This window comes from Pseudomonas sp. 1D4, from assembly GCF_001728925.1.
Taxonomy (GTDB): Bacteria; Pseudomonadota; Gammaproteobacteria; order Pseudomonadales; family Pseudomonadaceae; genus Metapseudomonas; species Metapseudomonas otitidis.
Genome location: NZ_LXJQ01000011.1, coordinates 90,711 through 107,917 on the forward strand (window position 1 = coordinate 90,711; position 17,207 = coordinate 107,917).

Sequence of the window (17,207 nt, forward strand, 5' to 3'; positions counted from 1 at the left end):
ACTGTCATACCGTATAGGCGGCTCACTCTACGCCCACCCCCTCCAAAAACGCCCCAATCACCCGCCTCGCCCCCTGCTCCTTCAGGCACACCAGCGTTTCCGTCATGCGCGATTCGAAGTCGAGGATGGGCAGGACGCACACGCCGCGCCCGGCGCCGAGTTCGGCGGCGGAGACGATGCCGACGCCGAGCCCGGCCATGACCATCTCGAACACCGCCTCGCGGCCTTCCACCTCGATGGCGGGGAGGACTTCCAGGCCGGCGCGGTGCATTTCGTCCTCCAGCATCTGCCGGGTCATGGAGCCTTCCTCCCGCAGCACCAGCGGGGTGCGGTGCAGGTCGGCCAGGTGCAGGGACTCGCGCGGAGCCCAGGGGTGGCTGTCGGCGACGAAGGCCACCAGGGGGCCGCTGCTGAGGACGTGGCTGATCAACCGCTCGTCGTCCACCGGGCGGCCGAGCACGGCGAAGTCGGCCTGGTAGTCGAACAGGCGGCGCAGGGATTCGTCGCTGTTGCCCGTCACCAGCCGCACGCGGATGCCGGGGTAGCGTTCGCAGAAGCGCGCCAGGTGCGGCAGCAGGTGCATGGGCGCGTCCACTGCCAGGGTCAGGCTGCCGCTTTCCAGGGCGCGGGAGCTGGTGAGCAGCTCCAGTGCCTCGCGCTCAGCGGCGAACAGGCGCTGGGTGATGGCCAGCAGCTGCCCGCCCAGTTCGGTCAGTTGCACCGAGCGCTTGTTGCGGTTGAACAGCAGCACGCCGAAGCGTTCCTCCAGCTTGCGCACCTGGTCGGACACCGCCGGCTGGCTGAGGAACAGCTGCTCCGCCGCGCGGGTGAAATTGCCGTGCACGGCCACGGCATGGAAGGCCTTGAGTTGGGCCTGGGAAACCGACATGTCACCCCCGATAAATAAGCTCAGCTTCTGAGTGAAATACCATAAATCGATTTCAGTTATCGCACTGAAACGGGTCTCATCCCCTCCAGCACCGCCACCCCGCATCCGCTGGAGATGACCATGACCCACGCCGAATTCCCCACTGCCCATGCCCCGCTGGCCGCTCCGGCGCTGGGCGAGCCCTACCTGCTGACCCCCGGCCCGCTGACCACCTCCCGCGCCACCAAGGAGGCCATGCTGCAGGACTGGGGCTCCTGGGATGCCGACTTCAACCGCGTCACCGCCGAGGTGCGCCAGCAGCTCCTGGCGATGGCCGGCGTGCACGACGACCGCTACGCCTGCGTGCCGCTGCAGGGCAGTGGCACCTTCGCCGTCGAGGCCGCCCTGGCCACCGCCATCCCCCGCGACGGCAAGGCCCTGGTGCTGATGAACGGCGCCTACGGCCAGCGTGCCGGCAAGATCCTCGACTACCTCGGCCGTGCCCACATCAGCCTCGACAAGGGCGACTACCTGCCGCCCCAGCCGGAGGAAGTGGACGCCCTGCTGCGCGACCACCCGGACGTCACCAGCGTGTTCCTGGTCCATTGCGAGACCAGCTCCGGCATCCTCAACCCCCTGGCCGAGATCGCCGCTGTGGTACGCCGGCACGGCAAGGTGCTGATCGTCGACGCCATGAGCTCGTTCGGCGCCGTGCCGCTCACGGTGCAGTCGGTGGACTTCGACGTGCTGGTGTCCTCGGCCAACAAGTGCATCGAAGGCATCCCCGGCTTCGGCTTCGTGATCATCCGCCGCAGCCTGCTGGAGGCCTCCGCCGGGCGCGCCCACTCCCTCAGCCTCGACCTGCTGGAGCAATGGCGCTACATGGAGCGCACCGGCCAGTGGCGCTTCACCCCGCCTACCCACAGCGTGGTGGCGTTCCGTGCCGCGCTGGCCCAGCACGCAGCGGAAGGCGGCGTGGCCGGGCGCCTGGCGCGCTACACCCGCAACCGCGACGTGCTGGTGGCCGGCATGCGCCAGATGGGCTTCCGCACACTGCTGGAGGACCGCTGGCTGTCGCCGATCATCACCACCTTCTTCAGCCCCGATCACCCCCGCTTCGCCTTCAAGCGCTTCTACGACGAACTCAAGGCCCGCCACTTCGTCATCTACCCCGGCAAGCTCACCGAGGCGGAGAGCTTCCGCATCGGCTGCATCGGCCAGATCGACGAGGCCATCGTCCGCCAGTTGCTGGCCGCCATCGCCGACAGCCTCGCCGCCATGCAGGTCACCCTCCCCGGCCAGGCGGCCTGACCCCCACCGGCCGCGCCCCGGCGCGGCCCACTGCCGGCCATGCCAGCGAGGAGTTGCCTAGCGCACAGCCCACGCACGCCTGACGCCCCGACCGCTGCCCTTCTGACCAGGCCGGGCGTTTAGACAGCCAGGACACACCACAAGAACAACAACCTCTCCTCATGCACTGTCCACAGGGGTCAGAACCCATGCACACCTCACCCGGCTCCACCGCCCGCGGCTGGCAATCGCTGCACCGCTGGCGGGTCCAGATCTTCCTCATCACCTGGCTGGCCTACGCCGCCTTCTACTTCACCCGCAAGGCCTTCTCGGTGGCCAAGCTCGGCATCGCCGAGGACCCGACCTTCGAGCTGGACAAGGCCGCCATGGCCAACCTCGATGCGCTCTACCTCGGCGCCTACGCCGTGGGCCAGTTCACCTGGGGGCTGTTCGCCGATCGCTTCGGGCCACGGGTCGTGGTCTTCGGCGGCCTGCTGATCTCGGCCCTGGCGGCCCTGGCCATGGGCACCTTCGCCACCCTGCCGATCTTCGTCAGTTGCATGCTCGTCCAGGGCCTGGCGCAGTCCACCGGCTGGTCGGGGCTGTGCAAGAACATCGGCAGCTTCTTCGCCACCCAGGAGCGCGGTCGGGTGCTGGGCTACTGGAGCACCTGCTACGCCTTCGGTGGCCTGGTGGCCACGCCCTTCGCCGGCTGGTGGGCCTTTGACGTGTTCCACGACTGGCGCGCGGCGTTCGTCTCCTGCGCGCTGGTGGTGCTGGGCGTGGCCGTGCTGTTCTGGCTGCTGCAACGCAACCGCCCGGAAGACGTCGGCCTGCCACCGCTGGAAAGCACGCCGGCTGCCGACCCGACCGCCGTGCGCCCCGGGCACTGGCGGGTGCTGCGCAAGGTGCTGGCCAACCGGCCGGTGCTGGCACTGGGCCTGGCCTACTTCCTGCTCAAGCCGGCGCGCTACGCGATCCTCCTGTGGGGCCCGGTGATCGTCTACGAGCGGATGCCGGCCATCGGCAAGGTGGCCTCCGCCATCGTCCCCACGGCCTTCGAAGTGGCCGGGCTGGTGGGGCCGATCCTCATCGGCATCGCCTCGGACAGGCTCTTCGGCGCCCGCCGCATGCCCGCCTGCGTATTCAGCCTGGCGGCCCTCACCCTGTGCCTCGCGCTGTTCGTACCGGCCATGCAGAGCGGCAGCCTGTACCTGGTGGTGGGCCTGCTGTTCCTCATGGGCATGACCCTTTACGGCCCGGACTCGATGATCAGCAGCTCCGCCGCCGTCGACTTCGGCACCCAGGAAGCGGCCGGCACCGCCGCCGGCTTCGTCAACGGCTGCGGCTCGGTGGGCGCCATCCTCGGCGGCCTGCTGCCGGGCTACTTCGACACCACCACCGTGTTCCTCGCCTTCACCTTCGCCGCCCTGCTGGCCAGCCTGCTGCTGGTGCCGTTCTGGAACAGCCGGCCGCAACCCGAAACACCCCCTGCCATACCGCTCCCAGGCGGCCTGGCCAACGCCCGAACCTGAACCCCGACGGAGAATCACCATGAACTACCAACACCCCACCCACCTGCAGGCCGCCGTGCTCGACTGGGCCGGCACCGTGGTCGACTTCGGCTCCTTCGCCCCCACGCAGATCTTCGTCGAAGCCTTCGCCGAGTTCGGCGTCGCCGTCTCCCTGGAAGAAGCCCGTGGCCCGATGGGCATGGGCAAGTGGGACCACATCCGCACCCTCTGCAACCTGCCCGCCATCGCCGAACGCTACCGCGCCGCCTTCGGCCGGCTGCCGACCGACGACGACGTCACGGCCATCTACGAGCGCTTCATGCCGCTGCAGATCGAGAAGATCGGCGTCCACTCGGCGCTCATCCCCGGCGCCCTGGAGGCCATCGCCGCGCTGCGCCAGCGCGGCCTGAAGATCGGCTCCTGCTCCGGCTACCCCAAGGCGGTGATGGACAAGGTGGTGGAGCTGGCCCGGGGCAACGGCTACATCGCCGACCACGTGGTGGCCACCGACGAAGTGCCCAACGGCCGCCCGCACCCGGCCCAGGCCCTGGCCAACGTCATCGCCCTCGGCATTGAGGACGTGGCCGCCTGCGTGAAGGTGGACGACACCTGGCCGGGCATCCTCGAAGGCCGCCGGGCCGGCATGTGGACAGTGGCCCTCACCTGCTCCGGCAACGCCCTGGGCCTGACCTGGGAGCAGTTCAAGGCCCTCTCGCCCACGGAACTGGAGCGCGCGCGCCAGCGCATCGGCCAGCTCTTCGAAGGCGCCCGCCCGCACTACCTGATCGACACCATCGCCGACCTGCCGAAGGTGATCGACGCCATCAACGCCCGACTGGCACGGGGGGAAATGCCACAGAGCGCGTGAAGAAACCGCTGGAGGGCACCCGTAGGGGCGACTTCAGTCGCCAAGCAGCCCGCAGGGCTGCCACTGCCCGGTGCCACAGGTAGCACCGCTGGTGGATGAAAAGAGCGTCATCCCCCCTACGCCCAGATGGGCCCCCGCAATGAACGAACCCGCCAATCGGCGGGTTCTTCACGTGCTGGGGTTCCTGGGCTGAAGCCCGGGCTACGCAGGCCGTGTCACAGGCTGCGCGTCTCGATGGCGTGCTTGCGCAGCTTGCGGTACAGCGTGTTGCGGCTGATGCCCAGTTGCTCGGCGGTGCGGGTCATGTGCCAGCGCTGGCTTTCCAGCGCACCCAGCAGGGCGACGCGCTCGGCATCGTCCAGCGGGTTGGCCGGCGTTTCGGCCCGCGTCACCGGTGCAGCCTGCTCGCGGATGTCCCGGGGCAGGTCGGCCAGGCGGATCACCCCGTCCTCGCACAACGCCACCAGGGTGCGCAGCACGTTGCGCAACTGGCGCACGTTGCCCGGCCAGGGATGCGCCAGCAGGGCCTGGCGGGCGGCATCGTCGAGGCGCACCACCTGGCCGCGCGCCTCCTCCCGCAGCAGGTGCTCCAGCAGCGGCTCCCGGTCGCTGCGTTCGCGCAGCGGCGGCAGGTCGATGACCAGGCCGTTGAGCCGGTAGTACAGGTCCTCGCGGAAGTCGCCGGCCTGCACGCGGGCCTCCAGGGCGCGGTGGGTGGCGCTGATGATGCGCACGTCCACCGCCTGGGCCTCGCCGCCGATGGGCACCACCTGGCGCTCCTCCAGCACCCGCAGCAGGCGGGTCTGCAGGGCCAGGGGCATGTCGCCGATCTCGTCGAGGAACAGCGTGCCGCCGTCGGCCTGCTGCAGCTTGCCGCGCATGCCTTCCTTGCGGGCGCCAGTGAAGCTGCCGCCGCGATAGCCGAACAGCTCGCTCTCGATCAGCGATTCCGGGATCGCCGCGCAGTTCAGCGCGATGAAGGGCCGCTCGGCCCGCGAGCTGGCCCGGTGCACGGCCTTGGCGAAGGCCTCCTTGCCGGAGCCGGTCTCGCCGTTGACCAGCAACGGCACGTCCCGCTCGTAGACCTTCACGGCCCGGCGGAAGTCCGCCTGCAGCACCTCATCCCCGAGGCACAGGCCCGGTGCCGCCGGGCGCTCCACCACCAGCGGGGCCACCGGCATCGGCCGGGGCGCCTGGCCGCGCAGCGCCGCATGCAGCACCCGGCCGTTGCGTGCCCGCAGCGGCCAACTGGCATTGGGTTGGGGCTGGGCGCGGGCCAGCAGGTCGTCCAGGCGGCAGTCGAAGCAGGCCTCCACCGTGGTGCCCAACAGGCGCTCGCGGCTGCTGTCCAGCAGGTTGATGGCGCCCTGGTTCACCGCGCGGATGCGCCCCTCGCCGTCGAAGGCCATCAGCCCTTCGCTGAACAGGCCGACGTACTCGGCCTGCAGGTGGAAGCGCAGCAGCCACTCGCCCTCGAAGCGGCGCAGGAAGTAGCAGCTCTCGATCATCTTCGCCGAGAGGTTGACCAGCGCCATGGTGTGGAACTGGCTCTGGCGGGACATGGCACGCCGCGCCGAGGAGACGTCGAGCACCGCCAGCAGCTCGCCATGGGGGTCGAACACCGGGCTCGCCGAGCAGGTCAGCCCGGTGTGCAGGCTGCGGAAGTGCTCGTCCTGGTGGATGGTCAGCGCCTGGCGCTCCACCAGGCAGGTGCCGATGCCGTTGGTGCCCTCGCGGGCCTCGCTCCAGTCGGCGCCCAGCCACAGGCCGGCCTGCTCGAAGGCATTGCGCTCGGCCGCGGCCGTCACGCAGTTGAGGATCACACCGCGGGCATCGGTCAGCAGCACCGCGTGGCCGGTACCGGAGAGCTGGTGATAGAGGCTGTTCATCTCGCCGTTGGCGATCTCCAGCACCTGCTGCATGCGCTCGCGGCACTCCAGCATCCGCGCGTGCTCCAGCACGGCGGGCGGGCGCGGCAGGGCCGGGTCCAGGTTGTAGTCCTCCAGGCAACGCAGCCAGGAGCGGGCGATGGAAGGGTCGGCAGCGGGCCCGCTCGACTGGGCCTTGCCCTGCGCCAGGGTCAGCACTTGCTGAGCATGGCGGCTCAGGTGGTCGTGCATGTCTTGTTGTTCTCCGCAGCGGGGGTCCGGGAGGCAGCCCGGCGCCCAGGACGGGCACCCACGTCGCCGCAGCATCCTCCAGCGCCACGCCCTTTGCAACGCCCGGATGACCCATGGGTCATCGGGCTGTGCCAGATACGTGACAAACTGTCACCTGACCTATACCAGCCCTGCCACAACGACACAGTCGCGACACCCCCGAAAATAGCCACAAGCCACGCCGGCCGGGGCTTGCGCTGGTCTGGCCCGCCCCTTGCTCTATGCTACTCACAGCGCTTCGGCGCGTCCTCCACCAACAAGCACAAGAGCCAAGGAGATAGACCATGCGTTACGCACAACCCGGCACCCCCGGCGCCGTCGTTTCCTTCAAGGACCGCTACGGCAACTACATCGGCGGCGAATTCGTACCCCCGGTCAAAGGCCAGTACTTCACCAACACCTCCCCGGTGAACGGCCAGCCCATCGCCGAATTCCCCCGCTCCACCGCCGAAGACATCGACAAGGCCCTCGACGCCGCCCACGCCGCCGCCGATGCCTGGGGCCGCACCTCCGTGCAGGACCGCTCCAACATCCTGCTGAAGATCGCCGACCGCATCGAACAGAACCTCGAAGTCCTCGCCGTCACCGAAACCTGGGACAACGGCAAGGCCGTGCGCGAAACCCTCAACGCCGACATCCCGCTCGCCGTCGACCACTTCCGCTACTTCGCCGGCTGCATCCGCGCCCAGGAAGGCGGCGCCGCCGAGATCAACGACGGCACCGTCGCCTACCACATCCACGAACCCCTCGGCGTGGTCGGCCAGATCATCCCCTGGAACTTCCCGCTGCTCATGGCCGCCTGGAAGCTCGCCCCGGCCCTGGCCGCCGGCAACTGCATCGTCCTCAAGCCCGCCGAACAGACCCCGCTGGGCATCACCGTGCTCATGGAACTGATCGGCGACCTGCTGCCGCCCGGCGTACTCAACGTCGTCCAGGGCTTCGGCAAGGAAGCCGGCGAAGCGCTCGCCACCAGCAAGCGCATCGCCAAGATCGCCTTCACCGGCTCCACCCCCGTCGGCTCGCACATCCTCAAGTGCGCCGCCGAGAACATCATCCCCAGCACCGTCGAACTGGGCGGCAAGAGCCCCAACATCTACTTCGAAGACATCATGCAGGCCGAACCGGCCTTCATCGAAAAGGCCGCCGAAGGCCTGGTCCTCGCCTTCTTCAACCAGGGCGAAGTCTGCACCTGCCCCTCCCGCGCCCTGGTGCAGGAATCCATCTACCCGGCCTTCATGGCCGAAGTGATGAAGAAGGTGAAGGCCATCAAGCGCGGCGACCCCCTGGACACCGACACCATGGTCGGCGCCCAGGCCTCCCAGCAGCAGTACGAGAAGATCCTCAGCTACCTCGACATCGCCCAGCAGGAAGGCGCCGAAGTGCTCACTGGCGGCGCCGCCGAGAAGCTCGAAGGCAGCCTCGCCACCGGCTACTACATCCAGCCGACCCTGCTCAAGGGCCACAACAAGATGCGCGTCTTCCAGGAAGAGATCTTCGGCCCGGTGGTCGGCGTCACCACCTTCAAGGACGAAGCCGAAGCCCTGGCCATCGCCAACGACACCGAGTTCGGCCTCGGCGCCGGCCTCTGGACCCGCGACATCAACCGCGCCTGGCGCATGGGCCGTGGCATCAAGGCCGGCCGCGTCTGGACCAACTGCTACCACCTGTACCCGGCCCACGCCGCCTTCGGTGGCTACAAGAAGTCCGGCGTCGGCCGCGAAACCCACAAGATGATGCTCGACCACTACCAGCAGACCAAGAACCTGCTGGTCAGCTACGACATCAACCCCCTGGGCTTCTTCTGACCCCACCCGCCCCACGAAAAACGCGGCCTCGGCCGCGTTTTTTCGTTTCGAATGACGGGCAGCCGTAGGGTGGATCGCGCTTCACCGATCCACCGCCGGAGCCATTGCCGAACGCCAAATGGTGGATGGGAAGAGCGCCATTCACCCCACGCGAGGCGCCATAAACAACGGGGCCTGGGGAAGGTATGGGAGCGGTTTCAACCGCAAAGAGCTGTTCGGTAAGGGCGCAGCGACAAACGTAGGATGGGCTGAGCTGTGCGAAGCCCATCATTACGGGGCCAGGGCACGGAGCGATGCGGTTCGCACAGCTCACCGCATCCTACGGACATGACCGTGGCGTAGATCACTCTTCATCGATCCACCACCGTAGCCGAGGCGCCATAAACAAAGGGGCACGGGGTGCTGTCCGGTGGACCAGGGACATCGCCCGTAGGGTGGGCTTCAGCCCACGCTGGTTACCGCTGGTGGGCTGAAGCGGAACGCCGCCCGGCCCACCCTACAGAACGGCGTGGTACGCGAGGACCTAGCGCGCGTCCCCTCGCCACTGCCGGGGGCTGACGCCGAACCAGCGGCGGAAGGCGCGGGAGAAGGCGCTGGTCTCGGAGTAGCCCAGCAGCGGGGCGAGTTCGGAGATGGGGCGTTGGCGGCGGCGCAGGTAGTGCAGCGCCAGTTCGCGGCGGGTACGCTCCACCACCTGGCTGAAACACAGCCCTTGCTCCCGCAGGCGGCGCTGCAGGCCGGCGGGGGTCATTTCCAGGCGTTCGGCGATGCGCTCGAGGCAGGGTTCGCCTTCGGACAGGGCCAGGCGCACCTGGGTGCCCAGCTCCTCCAGCAGGCTGGGGACATTGGCGCCGGCGCCCAGGCGGTGGATCACGTCCTGGAAGAGGAACAGCAGGTTCGGGTCGCGCTCCGGCATCGGCTTGCCCTGCACGTCCCCCTTGGGTACCAGCATGAAGTTGCACGGCCGGCCGAACTGCACCGGCGCGCCGAAGGCGTCGCCATGCTCGTGCCACGCCTCCGGCCGTTCATGCTCGAAGGCCACCGCACGCGGCGCCCACTGCGGGCCCAGCACGTGGCGCAGCAGGTTCAGCGCCATGCCCAGGGTCAGCTCGGCATCCTGCCGGCGGTCGAGGATGGCGCCGTGGCGCACCTGGTAGTCGAAGCGGTAGCACTCGCCGCAGTCCACCAGGCGGATCAGCGTGCTGTGCTGGTGATAGGGGAAGGCGCCGGCGAAGTTCTTCAGCGCCTCCTCCAGGGTGTCCGAGAACAGCCCGACATACCCCAGCAAGCCCAGGTCCCGGGGCTGGAACTGCTGCCCGTAGCGCAGCCCGAAGTTGTCACAGCCCGACTGCCGGGCGGCCTCCTCCAGCACGTCGCAGTAGTTGGGCAGCGCCAGGCTCAGGGTCGGGTGGCGCAGTTGCTCGGGGTCGATCCCGGACCGGCCGAACACCAGGTCCAGGTCGCCGCCCTGGCGGGTGATGAACTGGTCGAGGCCACTGGCCGCCGCCGACAGCACGCCGACGTTGCTCGCGGGGGGCATCTGCAGGCTGGCGGATGAAAGCAGGGGCTGGCTCATCACGGGGTACCGGGTTCTTTAATTGATCACCCGTTCAAGCAAAAGCCATGCCTCGTCCACGGCAGCCGAAGGGGGCTTGCCGGAGGCACCGTGGCCAGGGCTTCGCACCCTCCCTGTGCAGGCTGGAGGCCGCGCGCACCGGGCCGGAGCACGTTTTTCATGGGGCGATGGGTAACACCGCCGCGACTTGACCGCAGAGGCGCCACCGCGCTTCCCACGGTCAAGTCCTGGGGCCGGTCGCTGGCTACCATCGATCCATCCCCCAATGGATTGTGCGGGTGTTTGCGCGCCGAGCGTCGCCGAGGACAGGCGGTTTCCAACAACAACAAAGCCCGCGAGGGCTGAGGAGTCCCGATGAGCACGACACAACTCAAACCCACGCTCGGCACCCTGCACCTCTGGGGTATCGCCGTGGGCCTGGTGATTTCCGGCGAGTACTTCGGCTGGAGCTATGGCTGGGGCACCGCCGGTACCCTGGGCTTCCTGGTGACGGCGCTGATGGTCGCCACCATGTACACCTGCTTCATCTTCAGCTTCACCGAACTGACCACCGCCATTCCCCACGCCGGCGGCCCCTTCGCCTACAGCCGCCGGGCCTTCGGCGAGAAAGGCGGGCTGATCGCCGGCATCGCCACCCTGATCGAATTCGTCTTCGCCCCGCCGGCCATCGCCATGGCCATCGGCGCCTACCTCAACGTGCAGTACCCGGAGCTGGACCCGAAGCAGGCCGCCGTAGGGGCCTACCTGATCTTTATGACCCTGAACATCCTCGGCGTCAGCATCGCCGCCACCTTCGAGCTGGTGGTCACCGTGCTGGCCGTGGCCGAGCTGCTGGTGTTCATGGGCGTGGTCGCGCCGGGCTTCAGCTTCTCCAACTTCGTGCTCAACGGCTGGGCCGGCAGCAATGAGTTCAACCTCGGCGCCATCTCCGGCATCTTCGCCGCCATCCCCTTCGCCATCTGGTTCTTCCTCGCCATCGAGGGCGCCGCCATGGCCGCCGAGGAAGCCAAGGACCCGAAACGCACCATCCCGCGCGCCTACATCGCCGGCATCCTGACCCTGGTGTTCCTCGCCATCGGCGTGATGATCATGGCCGGTGGCGTGGGTGACTGGCGCGAGCTGTCCAACATCAACGACCCGCTACCCCAGGCCATGAAGGCTGTGGTCGGCGAGAACTCCGGCTGGATGCACATGCTGGTGTGGATCGGCCTGTTCGGCCTGGTGGCCAGCTTCCACGGCATCATCCTCGGCTATTCCCGCCAGTTCTTCGCCCTGGCCCGCGCCGGCTACCTGCCCCGTGGCCTGGCCAAGCTGTCGCGCTTCCAGACCCCGCACCGCGCCATCATCGCCGGCGGCGTGGTGGGCATCGCCGCGATCTACAGCGACGGCCTGGTGAACCTGCAGGGCATGAGCCTGACCGCCGCGATGATCACCATGAGCGTGTTCGGTGCCATCGTCATGTACATCATCAGCATGCTCAGCCTGTTCAAGCTGCGCCGCAGCGAACCGAACCTGGAACGCACCTTCCGCGCCCCCGGCTACCCGGTCGTCCCCGCCATCGCCCTGGTGCTGGCCGTGGTCTGCCTGGTCGCCATGGCCTGGTTCAATACCACCATCGGGCTAATCTTCCTGGGATTCATGGCGGCAGGCTTCGTCTGGTTCCAGTTCACCGCGCACCACCGCGCCAGTGCCCCGGAAGACGCCCTGCTCAGCCGCGTGTGACGACAATGCCCCGCCCAGCCAACCGGGCGGGGCCCGGATGGAGATCGAGATGGCAAGCTACTCCCACAGTGTCGGCGGCCAGACCTGGCGCTTCGACAGCCTTCGCGAGGTGATGGCCAAGGCCAGCCCGGCCCGCTCCGGCGACTGCCTCGCGGGCGTCGCCGCCAACAGCGACGCCGAGCGCGTGGCGGCGCAGATGACCCTGGCCGAGGTGCCGCTCAAGCGCTTCCTCGACGAGGCGCTGATCCCCTACGAGCAGGACGAGGTCACCCGGCTGATCCTCGACACCCACGACCGGCTCGCCTTCGCCCCGGTCAGCCACCTCACCGTGGGCGACTTCCGCGACTGGCTGCTGGGCGAGTCCGCCGACGAGGCGGCCCTGCGCAACCTGGCGCGGGGGCTGACCCCGGAGATGGCCGCCGCCGTGTCGAAGATCATGCGCGTGCAGGACCTGGTGCTGGTGGCGCAGAAGATCCGCGTGGTCACCCGCTTCCGCAACACCCTGGGCCTGCGCGGCCGGCTCTCCACCCGCCTGCAACCGAACCACCCCACCGACGACCCGGCCGGCATCGCCGCGAGCATCCTCGACGGCCTGCTCTACGGCAACGGCGACGCCATGATCGGCATCAACCCGGCCACCGACAGCATCGCCTCCATCAGCGCCCTGCTGGAGATGCTCGACGCCATCATCCAGCGCTACGAGATCCCCACCCAGGCCTGCGTGCTGACCCACGTCACCACCTCCATCCAGGCCATCGAAAAGGGCGTGCCGCTGGACCTGGTGTTCCAGTCCATCGCCGGCACCGAAGCGGCCAACAGCAGCTTCGGCATCAGCCTGGAGATCCTCCGCGAGGGCTACGAAGCCGGGCTGTCGCAGAAGCGCGGCACCCTCGGCAACAACCTCATGTACTTCGAGACCGGCCAGGGCAGCGCCCTCTCGGCCAACGCCCACCACGGCGTCGACCAGCAGACCTGCGAGACCCGCGCCTACGCCGTGGCCCGTCACTTCGACCCGTTCCTGGTCAACACCGTGGTCGGCTTCATCGGCCCGGAGTACCTCTACAACGGCAAGCAGATCATCCGCGCCGGCCTGGAGGACCACTTCTGCGGCAAGCTGCTCGGCGTGCCCATGGGCTGCGACATCTGCTACACCAACCACGCCGAAGCCGACCAGGACGACATGGACATGCTGCTGACCTTGCTCGGGGTCGCCGGCATCAACTTCATCATGGGCATCCCCGGCTCCGACGACGTGATGCTCAACTACCAGACCACCTCCTTCCACGACGCCCTCTACGCCCGCCAGAGCCTGGGCCTGAAGCCCGCGCCCGAGTTCGAGGCCTGGCTGGAACGCATGGGCATCGCCAGCCAGCAGGACGGCCGCGTGCGCCTCGGCGAGCAGCTACCGCCGGCCTTCCGCCACGCCCTGGGGAAAATCGCCTGAGGAGAGGCCCGATGACCGACCCGAAACGCCCCGCCACCGCCAACCCCTGGCAGGCCCTGCGCGCCCTCACCCCCGCACGCATCGCCCTCGGGCGCGCCGGCACCAGCCTGCCCACCCAGGCCCAGTTGGACTTCCAGTTCGCCCACGCCCAGGCCCGCGACGCCGTGCACCTGCCGCTGGACACCCCGGCCCTGGCCGCCGAACTGGAGGGCCTCGGCCACGCCAGCCTGCACCTGCACAGCGCCGCTGCCGACCGCCACACCTACCTGCAACGCCCGGACCTCGGCCGGCGCCTGGATGCCGCCTCCGCCGAGCGCCTGCGCGAACACGCCGCGAATCATCCCGAAGGCTACGACCTGGCCGTGGTGGTCGCCGACGGCCTGTCCGCCCTTGCCGTGCAACGCCACACCCTGCCCTTCCTGCGGCGCTTCCTCGACCAGGCCGCCAGCGAGAACTGGCACCTCGCCCCCATCACCCTGGTGGAACAGGGCCGCGTCGCCGTGGCCGACGAAGTGGGCGAGCTGCTCAAGGCGCGCATGGTGGTGATCCTCATCGGCGAGCGGCCCGGCCTCAGCTCGCCGGACAGCCTCGGCCTGTACTTCACCTGGGCACCCCGGGTCGGCCTCACCGACGCCAGCCGCAACTGCATCTCCAACGTGCGCCTGGAAGGCCTCTCCTACGGACTGGCCGCCCACCGCCTGTTGCACCTGATGCGCGAAGCCTGCCGACGTCAGCTCTCCGGGGTGAACCTCAAGGACGACTCCGACGTGCCGGTGCTGGAAGGCCCCGAAGGCGGCCCGCGCGGCAACTTCCTGCTGGGAGGCGACTGACACCGCCCTCACACGAGCCCGGTGCCCATGGAGCCCTCCCCGTCGCCCAGCGCCGGCGAGCCCGCTGACCCCGACCAGGCGACGCGCTGGGCCGCCCCCTGGCGGACCTGTTCACCGACGAGGACCGCGAAGCCGCCCCGCCGCGCATCTTCGCCCCCTTCTTCACCACCAAGCCCCTCGGCGAAGGCACCGGCCTGGGCCTCAGCCAGGCCTGAGGCCTCACCCGCCAGCAAGGCGGCAGCCTGCGCGTGGAGAGCCTGCCGGGCCAGGGCGCCACCCTCGCCCTCTACCTGCCTGCCTGGCAGCCCGGCCCCCTGAAAATGGGCGGAACTTGCCCGAGGCGGGCGACTCTATCGCTGGCAGGCGCCCTGGCGCGTAGAATCCCCCGCCCCGGACACGGGGCATGCCAGCCGGCGCGGCTTACCACGAGCGAAACAGCACAGAAGCAGGCCAGAAACTTGGAACAGCTAGAACGCCTCCACAGCGGGATCGAGGGCCTGGACGCCCTGTTGAAGGGTGGCCTGGTGGCCGGCGCGGCCTACATCGTCCAGGGCCGTCCCGGCTCGGGCAAGACCATCCTCGCCAACCAGATCGGCTTCAACCACGTGCGCAACGGCGGCCGTGTGCTGGTGGCCACCCTCCTGGCGGAAACCCACGAGCGCCTGTTCCAGTTCCTCTCCACCCTGAGCTTCTTCGACGCCTCAAAGGTCGGTGACGAGATCCAGTTCGTCAGCGCCTTCGACACCCTGGAGAACGAAGGCCTCGACGAAGTGGTACGCCTGCTGCGCCGCGAGATCAGCCGGCAGAAGGCCACGGTGATGATCGTCGACGGCGTGCTCAATGCCCGCTCCAAGGCGGACACGCCGATGGACACCAAGAAGTTCATCTCCGAGCTGCAGGGCCACGCCGCCTTTGCCGGCTGCACCGTGCTCTTCCTCACCAGCGCCCGCCTCGACGACGGCAGCCCCGAGCACACCATGGTCGACGGCGTCATCGAACTGGGCGAGGAGCTGGTGGGCAACCGCTCGGTGCGTCGCATCCACCTGCGCAAGACCCGCGGCAGCGGCTCCCTGTCCGGCCCGCACGAATGCGAGATCACCGAGAGCGGCCTGGTGGTCTACCCGCGCCTGGAATCCCTCTACAGCCGCCCGACCCTGCCCGAGGACGCCACGCCACGGCGCATCGCCAGCGGCACGCCGGACCTGGACGCACTGATCGAAGGCGGCCTGCCCGTGGGCTCGGTGACCCTCGCCATGGGTCCCGCCGGCGTCGGCAAGACCTGCCTCGGCCTGGGCTTTCTCGGCCAGGCCAGCGCCGACGAGCCGGCCATGCACTTTGGCTTCTACGAATCCCCCGCGCGCCTGCGGCTCAAGGCCCGCGCCCTGGGCTTCGACCTGGAAGCGCTGGAGAAGGCCGGCGTCCTGCACCTGGCCTGGCAACCGCCCACCGAAGGCCTGCTCGACGCCCTGGGCGGCCACCTGATCGCCGAGGTGCAGCGACTGGGCATCAAGCGCCTATTCATCGACAGCTTCGGCGGCATGGCCCGGGTGGCCAGCAGCCAGGCGCGGCTGGTGGAGTTCTTCGGCGCCCTGCTGGGCCAGTTGCGGGCCATGGGCGTGACCATCGTCGCCACCTGGGAGATGCGCGACCTCTACAGCGCCGACATCAACGCCCCGGCGCCCGAGCTGTCGAGCATCGTGGACAACCTGCTGCTGATGCGGTTCGTGGAAGTGAATGCTGAGCTCAAGCGCTCCATGGCCATTCTGAAGATGAGGGACAGCGGGTATGACCCCGCCCTGCTGGAGCTGCAATTCACCTCGAGCGGCCTGCGACTGGACAAGAACTTCCGCCAGGTGACCTCCGTGCTCTCCGGCAATGCGACATGCGCCTGATGGGCACACAACCGGCCAACCGCTGATGACAACGATCCTGGTAGTCGACGACGAGTATCTGATTGCCGACATCCTCGCCTACGCACTGGAGGACGAGGGCTACATGGTGGTCAAGGCCGGCAACGGCCGCAAAGGCCTGGACGTGCTCGACCGCGAGCGACCGTCCCTGGTGATCACCGACTTCATGATGCCGGTGATGGACGGCCTGGAATTCGCCCGTGCCATCCGCGAGCGCCCCCAGTACGCCGAGCTGCCGGTCATCCTCATGAGCGGCGCCCAGGGCAACATCGGCCGCCAGCATGGTGACCTGTTCGTTGCCGTGTTCGACAAGCCCTTCGACATCCACGCCGTGCTGGCCACGGTGGCCGAGCTGATCGGCCCGGGCGAGCCCGGCCACGGCTGACCGCCACGCCACGATTGCCAGCGTCGCCCGCCTCCCGGAAACTGCGCGCTTTCCCAGTTGCCAGCGGAGACCCGCCGTGTCCACATCCCCCGAACTCGCCAGCGACCCGTCCTGGCTCGCCCGCTGCCAGGCCGCCGCCCTCGACCCGCAGGCCCGCTTCACCGCCCGCCAGGCCGTGCTCGGCGATGCCGCCGCGCTGGACGCCACCCTCTACCGTGCCGACGAGGAGGACGAAGACGCCGAGGAAGAAGACCTGGGCGACGCCCGCGTGCTGATCGACGGCCCCTTCGTCATCCCCGCCGACTGGAGCGAAGCCGACCGCGAGGCCTACTTCGACGGCAGCGACCCGGCCCTGTTCGTCCAGGCCCGCATCGAATGCCTGGCCCCCGTCGCCAGCCGCCAGTACTTCACCCCCGAACCCGGCGACCAGGTCGCCCTAACCCGCCCGGACGGCCTGGTGGAGATGTACTTCCTCTACGAAGCCTTCGAAGACGACCACGGCCACCACTGCGTGCTGATCCGCGACGAAGACGCGCTGTTCTGACCCCCCTGCCTCCGGGAACGCCCGGCGCATCCCTGGGCCAGCGATGGGCTTCGCACAGCTCAGCCCATCCTACGGACGGAGCGGGACCGTAGGATGCGGTGAGCTCGGCGAACCGCATCGATCCGTGGCGAAGATGAAGCCCACCAGCGGCGCCACCGGCCCCCCGGGTGGATGGAAAAAGCACCATCCACCCCACGCAGCGTCCATCCCCCGTGGGAGCGGTTTCAACCGCGAAGGCCCCGCACCTGAACGTAGCCCGGGCTTCAGCCCGGGACCACGGCGCATCCCTGGA

General features: G+C 68.9%; 13 protein-coding genes. 10 read left to right on the plus strand and 3 right to left on the minus strand.

What is annotated here, in order from left to right; all coding sequences use genetic code 11:
- Nucleotides 1-22: 22 nt before the first annotated feature.
- Nucleotides 23-889: a LysR substrate-binding domain-containing protein gene (locus A7D27_RS08445; RefSeq protein ID WP_069564604.1), complete on the minus strand. Its 867-nt coding sequence runs from the start codon at nt 887-889 to the stop codon at nt 23-25.
- A gap of 120 nt (nt 890-1,009) precedes the next feature.
- Between A7D27_RS08445 and A7D27_RS08450 the strand changes: the two genes are divergently transcribed.
- The 3 genes from A7D27_RS08450 to phnX all read left to right on the plus strand — a co-directional run bounded on the left by A7D27_RS08450 (nt 1,010) and on the right by phnX (nt 4,540).
- Nucleotides 1,010-2,179, plus strand: a complete 1,170-nt coding sequence (locus A7D27_RS08450; RefSeq protein WP_069564605.1) for a 2-aminoethylphosphonate--pyruvate transaminase — start codon at nt 1,010-1,012, stop codon at nt 2,177-2,179.
- 188 nt (nt 2,180-2,367) lie between these two features.
- A complete protein-coding gene (locus tag A7D27_RS08455; RefSeq protein ID WP_069564606.1) occupies nt 2,368-3,693 on the plus strand; it encodes an MFS transporter in 1,326 nt (441 codons plus the stop codon).
- A 19-nt stretch (nt 3,694-3,712) separates the two neighbouring features.
- Nucleotides 3,713-4,540: a phosphonoacetaldehyde hydrolase gene (gene phnX / locus A7D27_RS08460; RefSeq protein WP_069564607.1), complete on the plus strand. Its 828-nt coding sequence runs from the start codon at nt 3,713-3,715 to the stop codon at nt 4,538-4,540.
- A gap of 215 nt (nt 4,541-4,755) precedes the next feature.
- Here the strand turns inward: phnX and A7D27_RS08465 are convergent, their stop codons facing one another.
- Nucleotides 4,756-6,660 carry a sigma-54-dependent Fis family transcriptional regulator gene (locus A7D27_RS08465; protein ID WP_069560829.1) on the minus strand — a complete coding sequence of 635 codons (1,905 nt, stop codon included), beginning with the start codon at nt 6,658-6,660 and terminating at the stop codon, nt 4,756-4,758.
- Between the two features lie 323 nt (nt 6,661-6,983).
- Here A7D27_RS08465 and A7D27_RS08470 point away from each other — a divergent pair, with 323 nt between their 5' ends.
- Complete coding sequence (locus tag A7D27_RS08470) at nt 6,984-8,504, plus strand: aldehyde dehydrogenase family protein (RefSeq protein ID WP_069560830.1); 1,521 nt, start codon at nt 6,984-6,986, stop codon at nt 8,502-8,504.
- A gap of 523 nt (nt 8,505-9,027) precedes the next feature.
- Here the strand turns inward: A7D27_RS08470 and A7D27_RS08475 are convergent.
- Complete coding sequence (locus A7D27_RS08475) at nt 9,028-10,080, minus strand: AraC family transcriptional regulator (protein WP_069560831.1); 1,053 nt, start codon at nt 10,078-10,080, stop codon at nt 9,028-9,030.
- A gap of 354 nt (nt 10,081-10,434) precedes the next feature.
- Between A7D27_RS08475 and eat the strand changes: the two genes are divergently transcribed.
- The 6 genes from eat to A7D27_RS08510 all read left to right on the plus strand — a co-directional run bounded on the left by eat (nt 10,435) and on the right by A7D27_RS08510 (nt 16,915).
- Nucleotides 10,435-11,802, plus strand: a complete 1,368-nt coding sequence (eat, locus tag A7D27_RS08480; protein WP_069560832.1) for an ethanolamine permease — start codon at nt 10,435-10,437, stop codon at nt 11,800-11,802.
- Nucleotides 11,803-11,851: 49 nt separating this feature from the next.
- Entirely contained in the window at nt 11,852-13,246 is a 1,395-nt protein-coding gene (locus tag A7D27_RS08485; protein WP_069560833.1) for an ethanolamine ammonia-lyase subunit EutB, read from the plus strand.
- A gap of 11 nt (nt 13,247-13,257) precedes the next feature.
- A complete protein-coding gene (eutC, locus tag A7D27_RS08490) occupies nt 13,258-14,076 on the plus strand; it encodes an ethanolamine ammonia-lyase subunit EutC (RefSeq protein WP_069560834.1) in 819 nt (272 codons plus the stop codon).
- 458 nt (nt 14,077-14,534) lie between these two features.
- Nucleotides 14,535-15,968 carry an ATPase domain-containing protein gene (locus A7D27_RS08500; RefSeq protein WP_069560836.1) on the plus strand — a complete coding sequence of 478 codons (1,434 nt, stop codon included), beginning with the start codon at nt 14,535-14,537 and terminating at the stop codon, nt 15,966-15,968.
- 25 nt (nt 15,969-15,993) lie between these two features.
- Entirely contained in the window at nt 15,994-16,371 is a 378-nt protein-coding gene (locus A7D27_RS08505) for a response regulator (protein WP_069560837.1), read from the plus strand.
- 76 nt (nt 16,372-16,447) lie between these two features.
- Entirely contained in the window at nt 16,448-16,915 is a 468-nt protein-coding gene (locus A7D27_RS08510) for a hypothetical protein (protein WP_069560838.1), read from the plus strand.
- Nucleotides 16,916-17,207 lie beyond the last annotated feature (292 nt).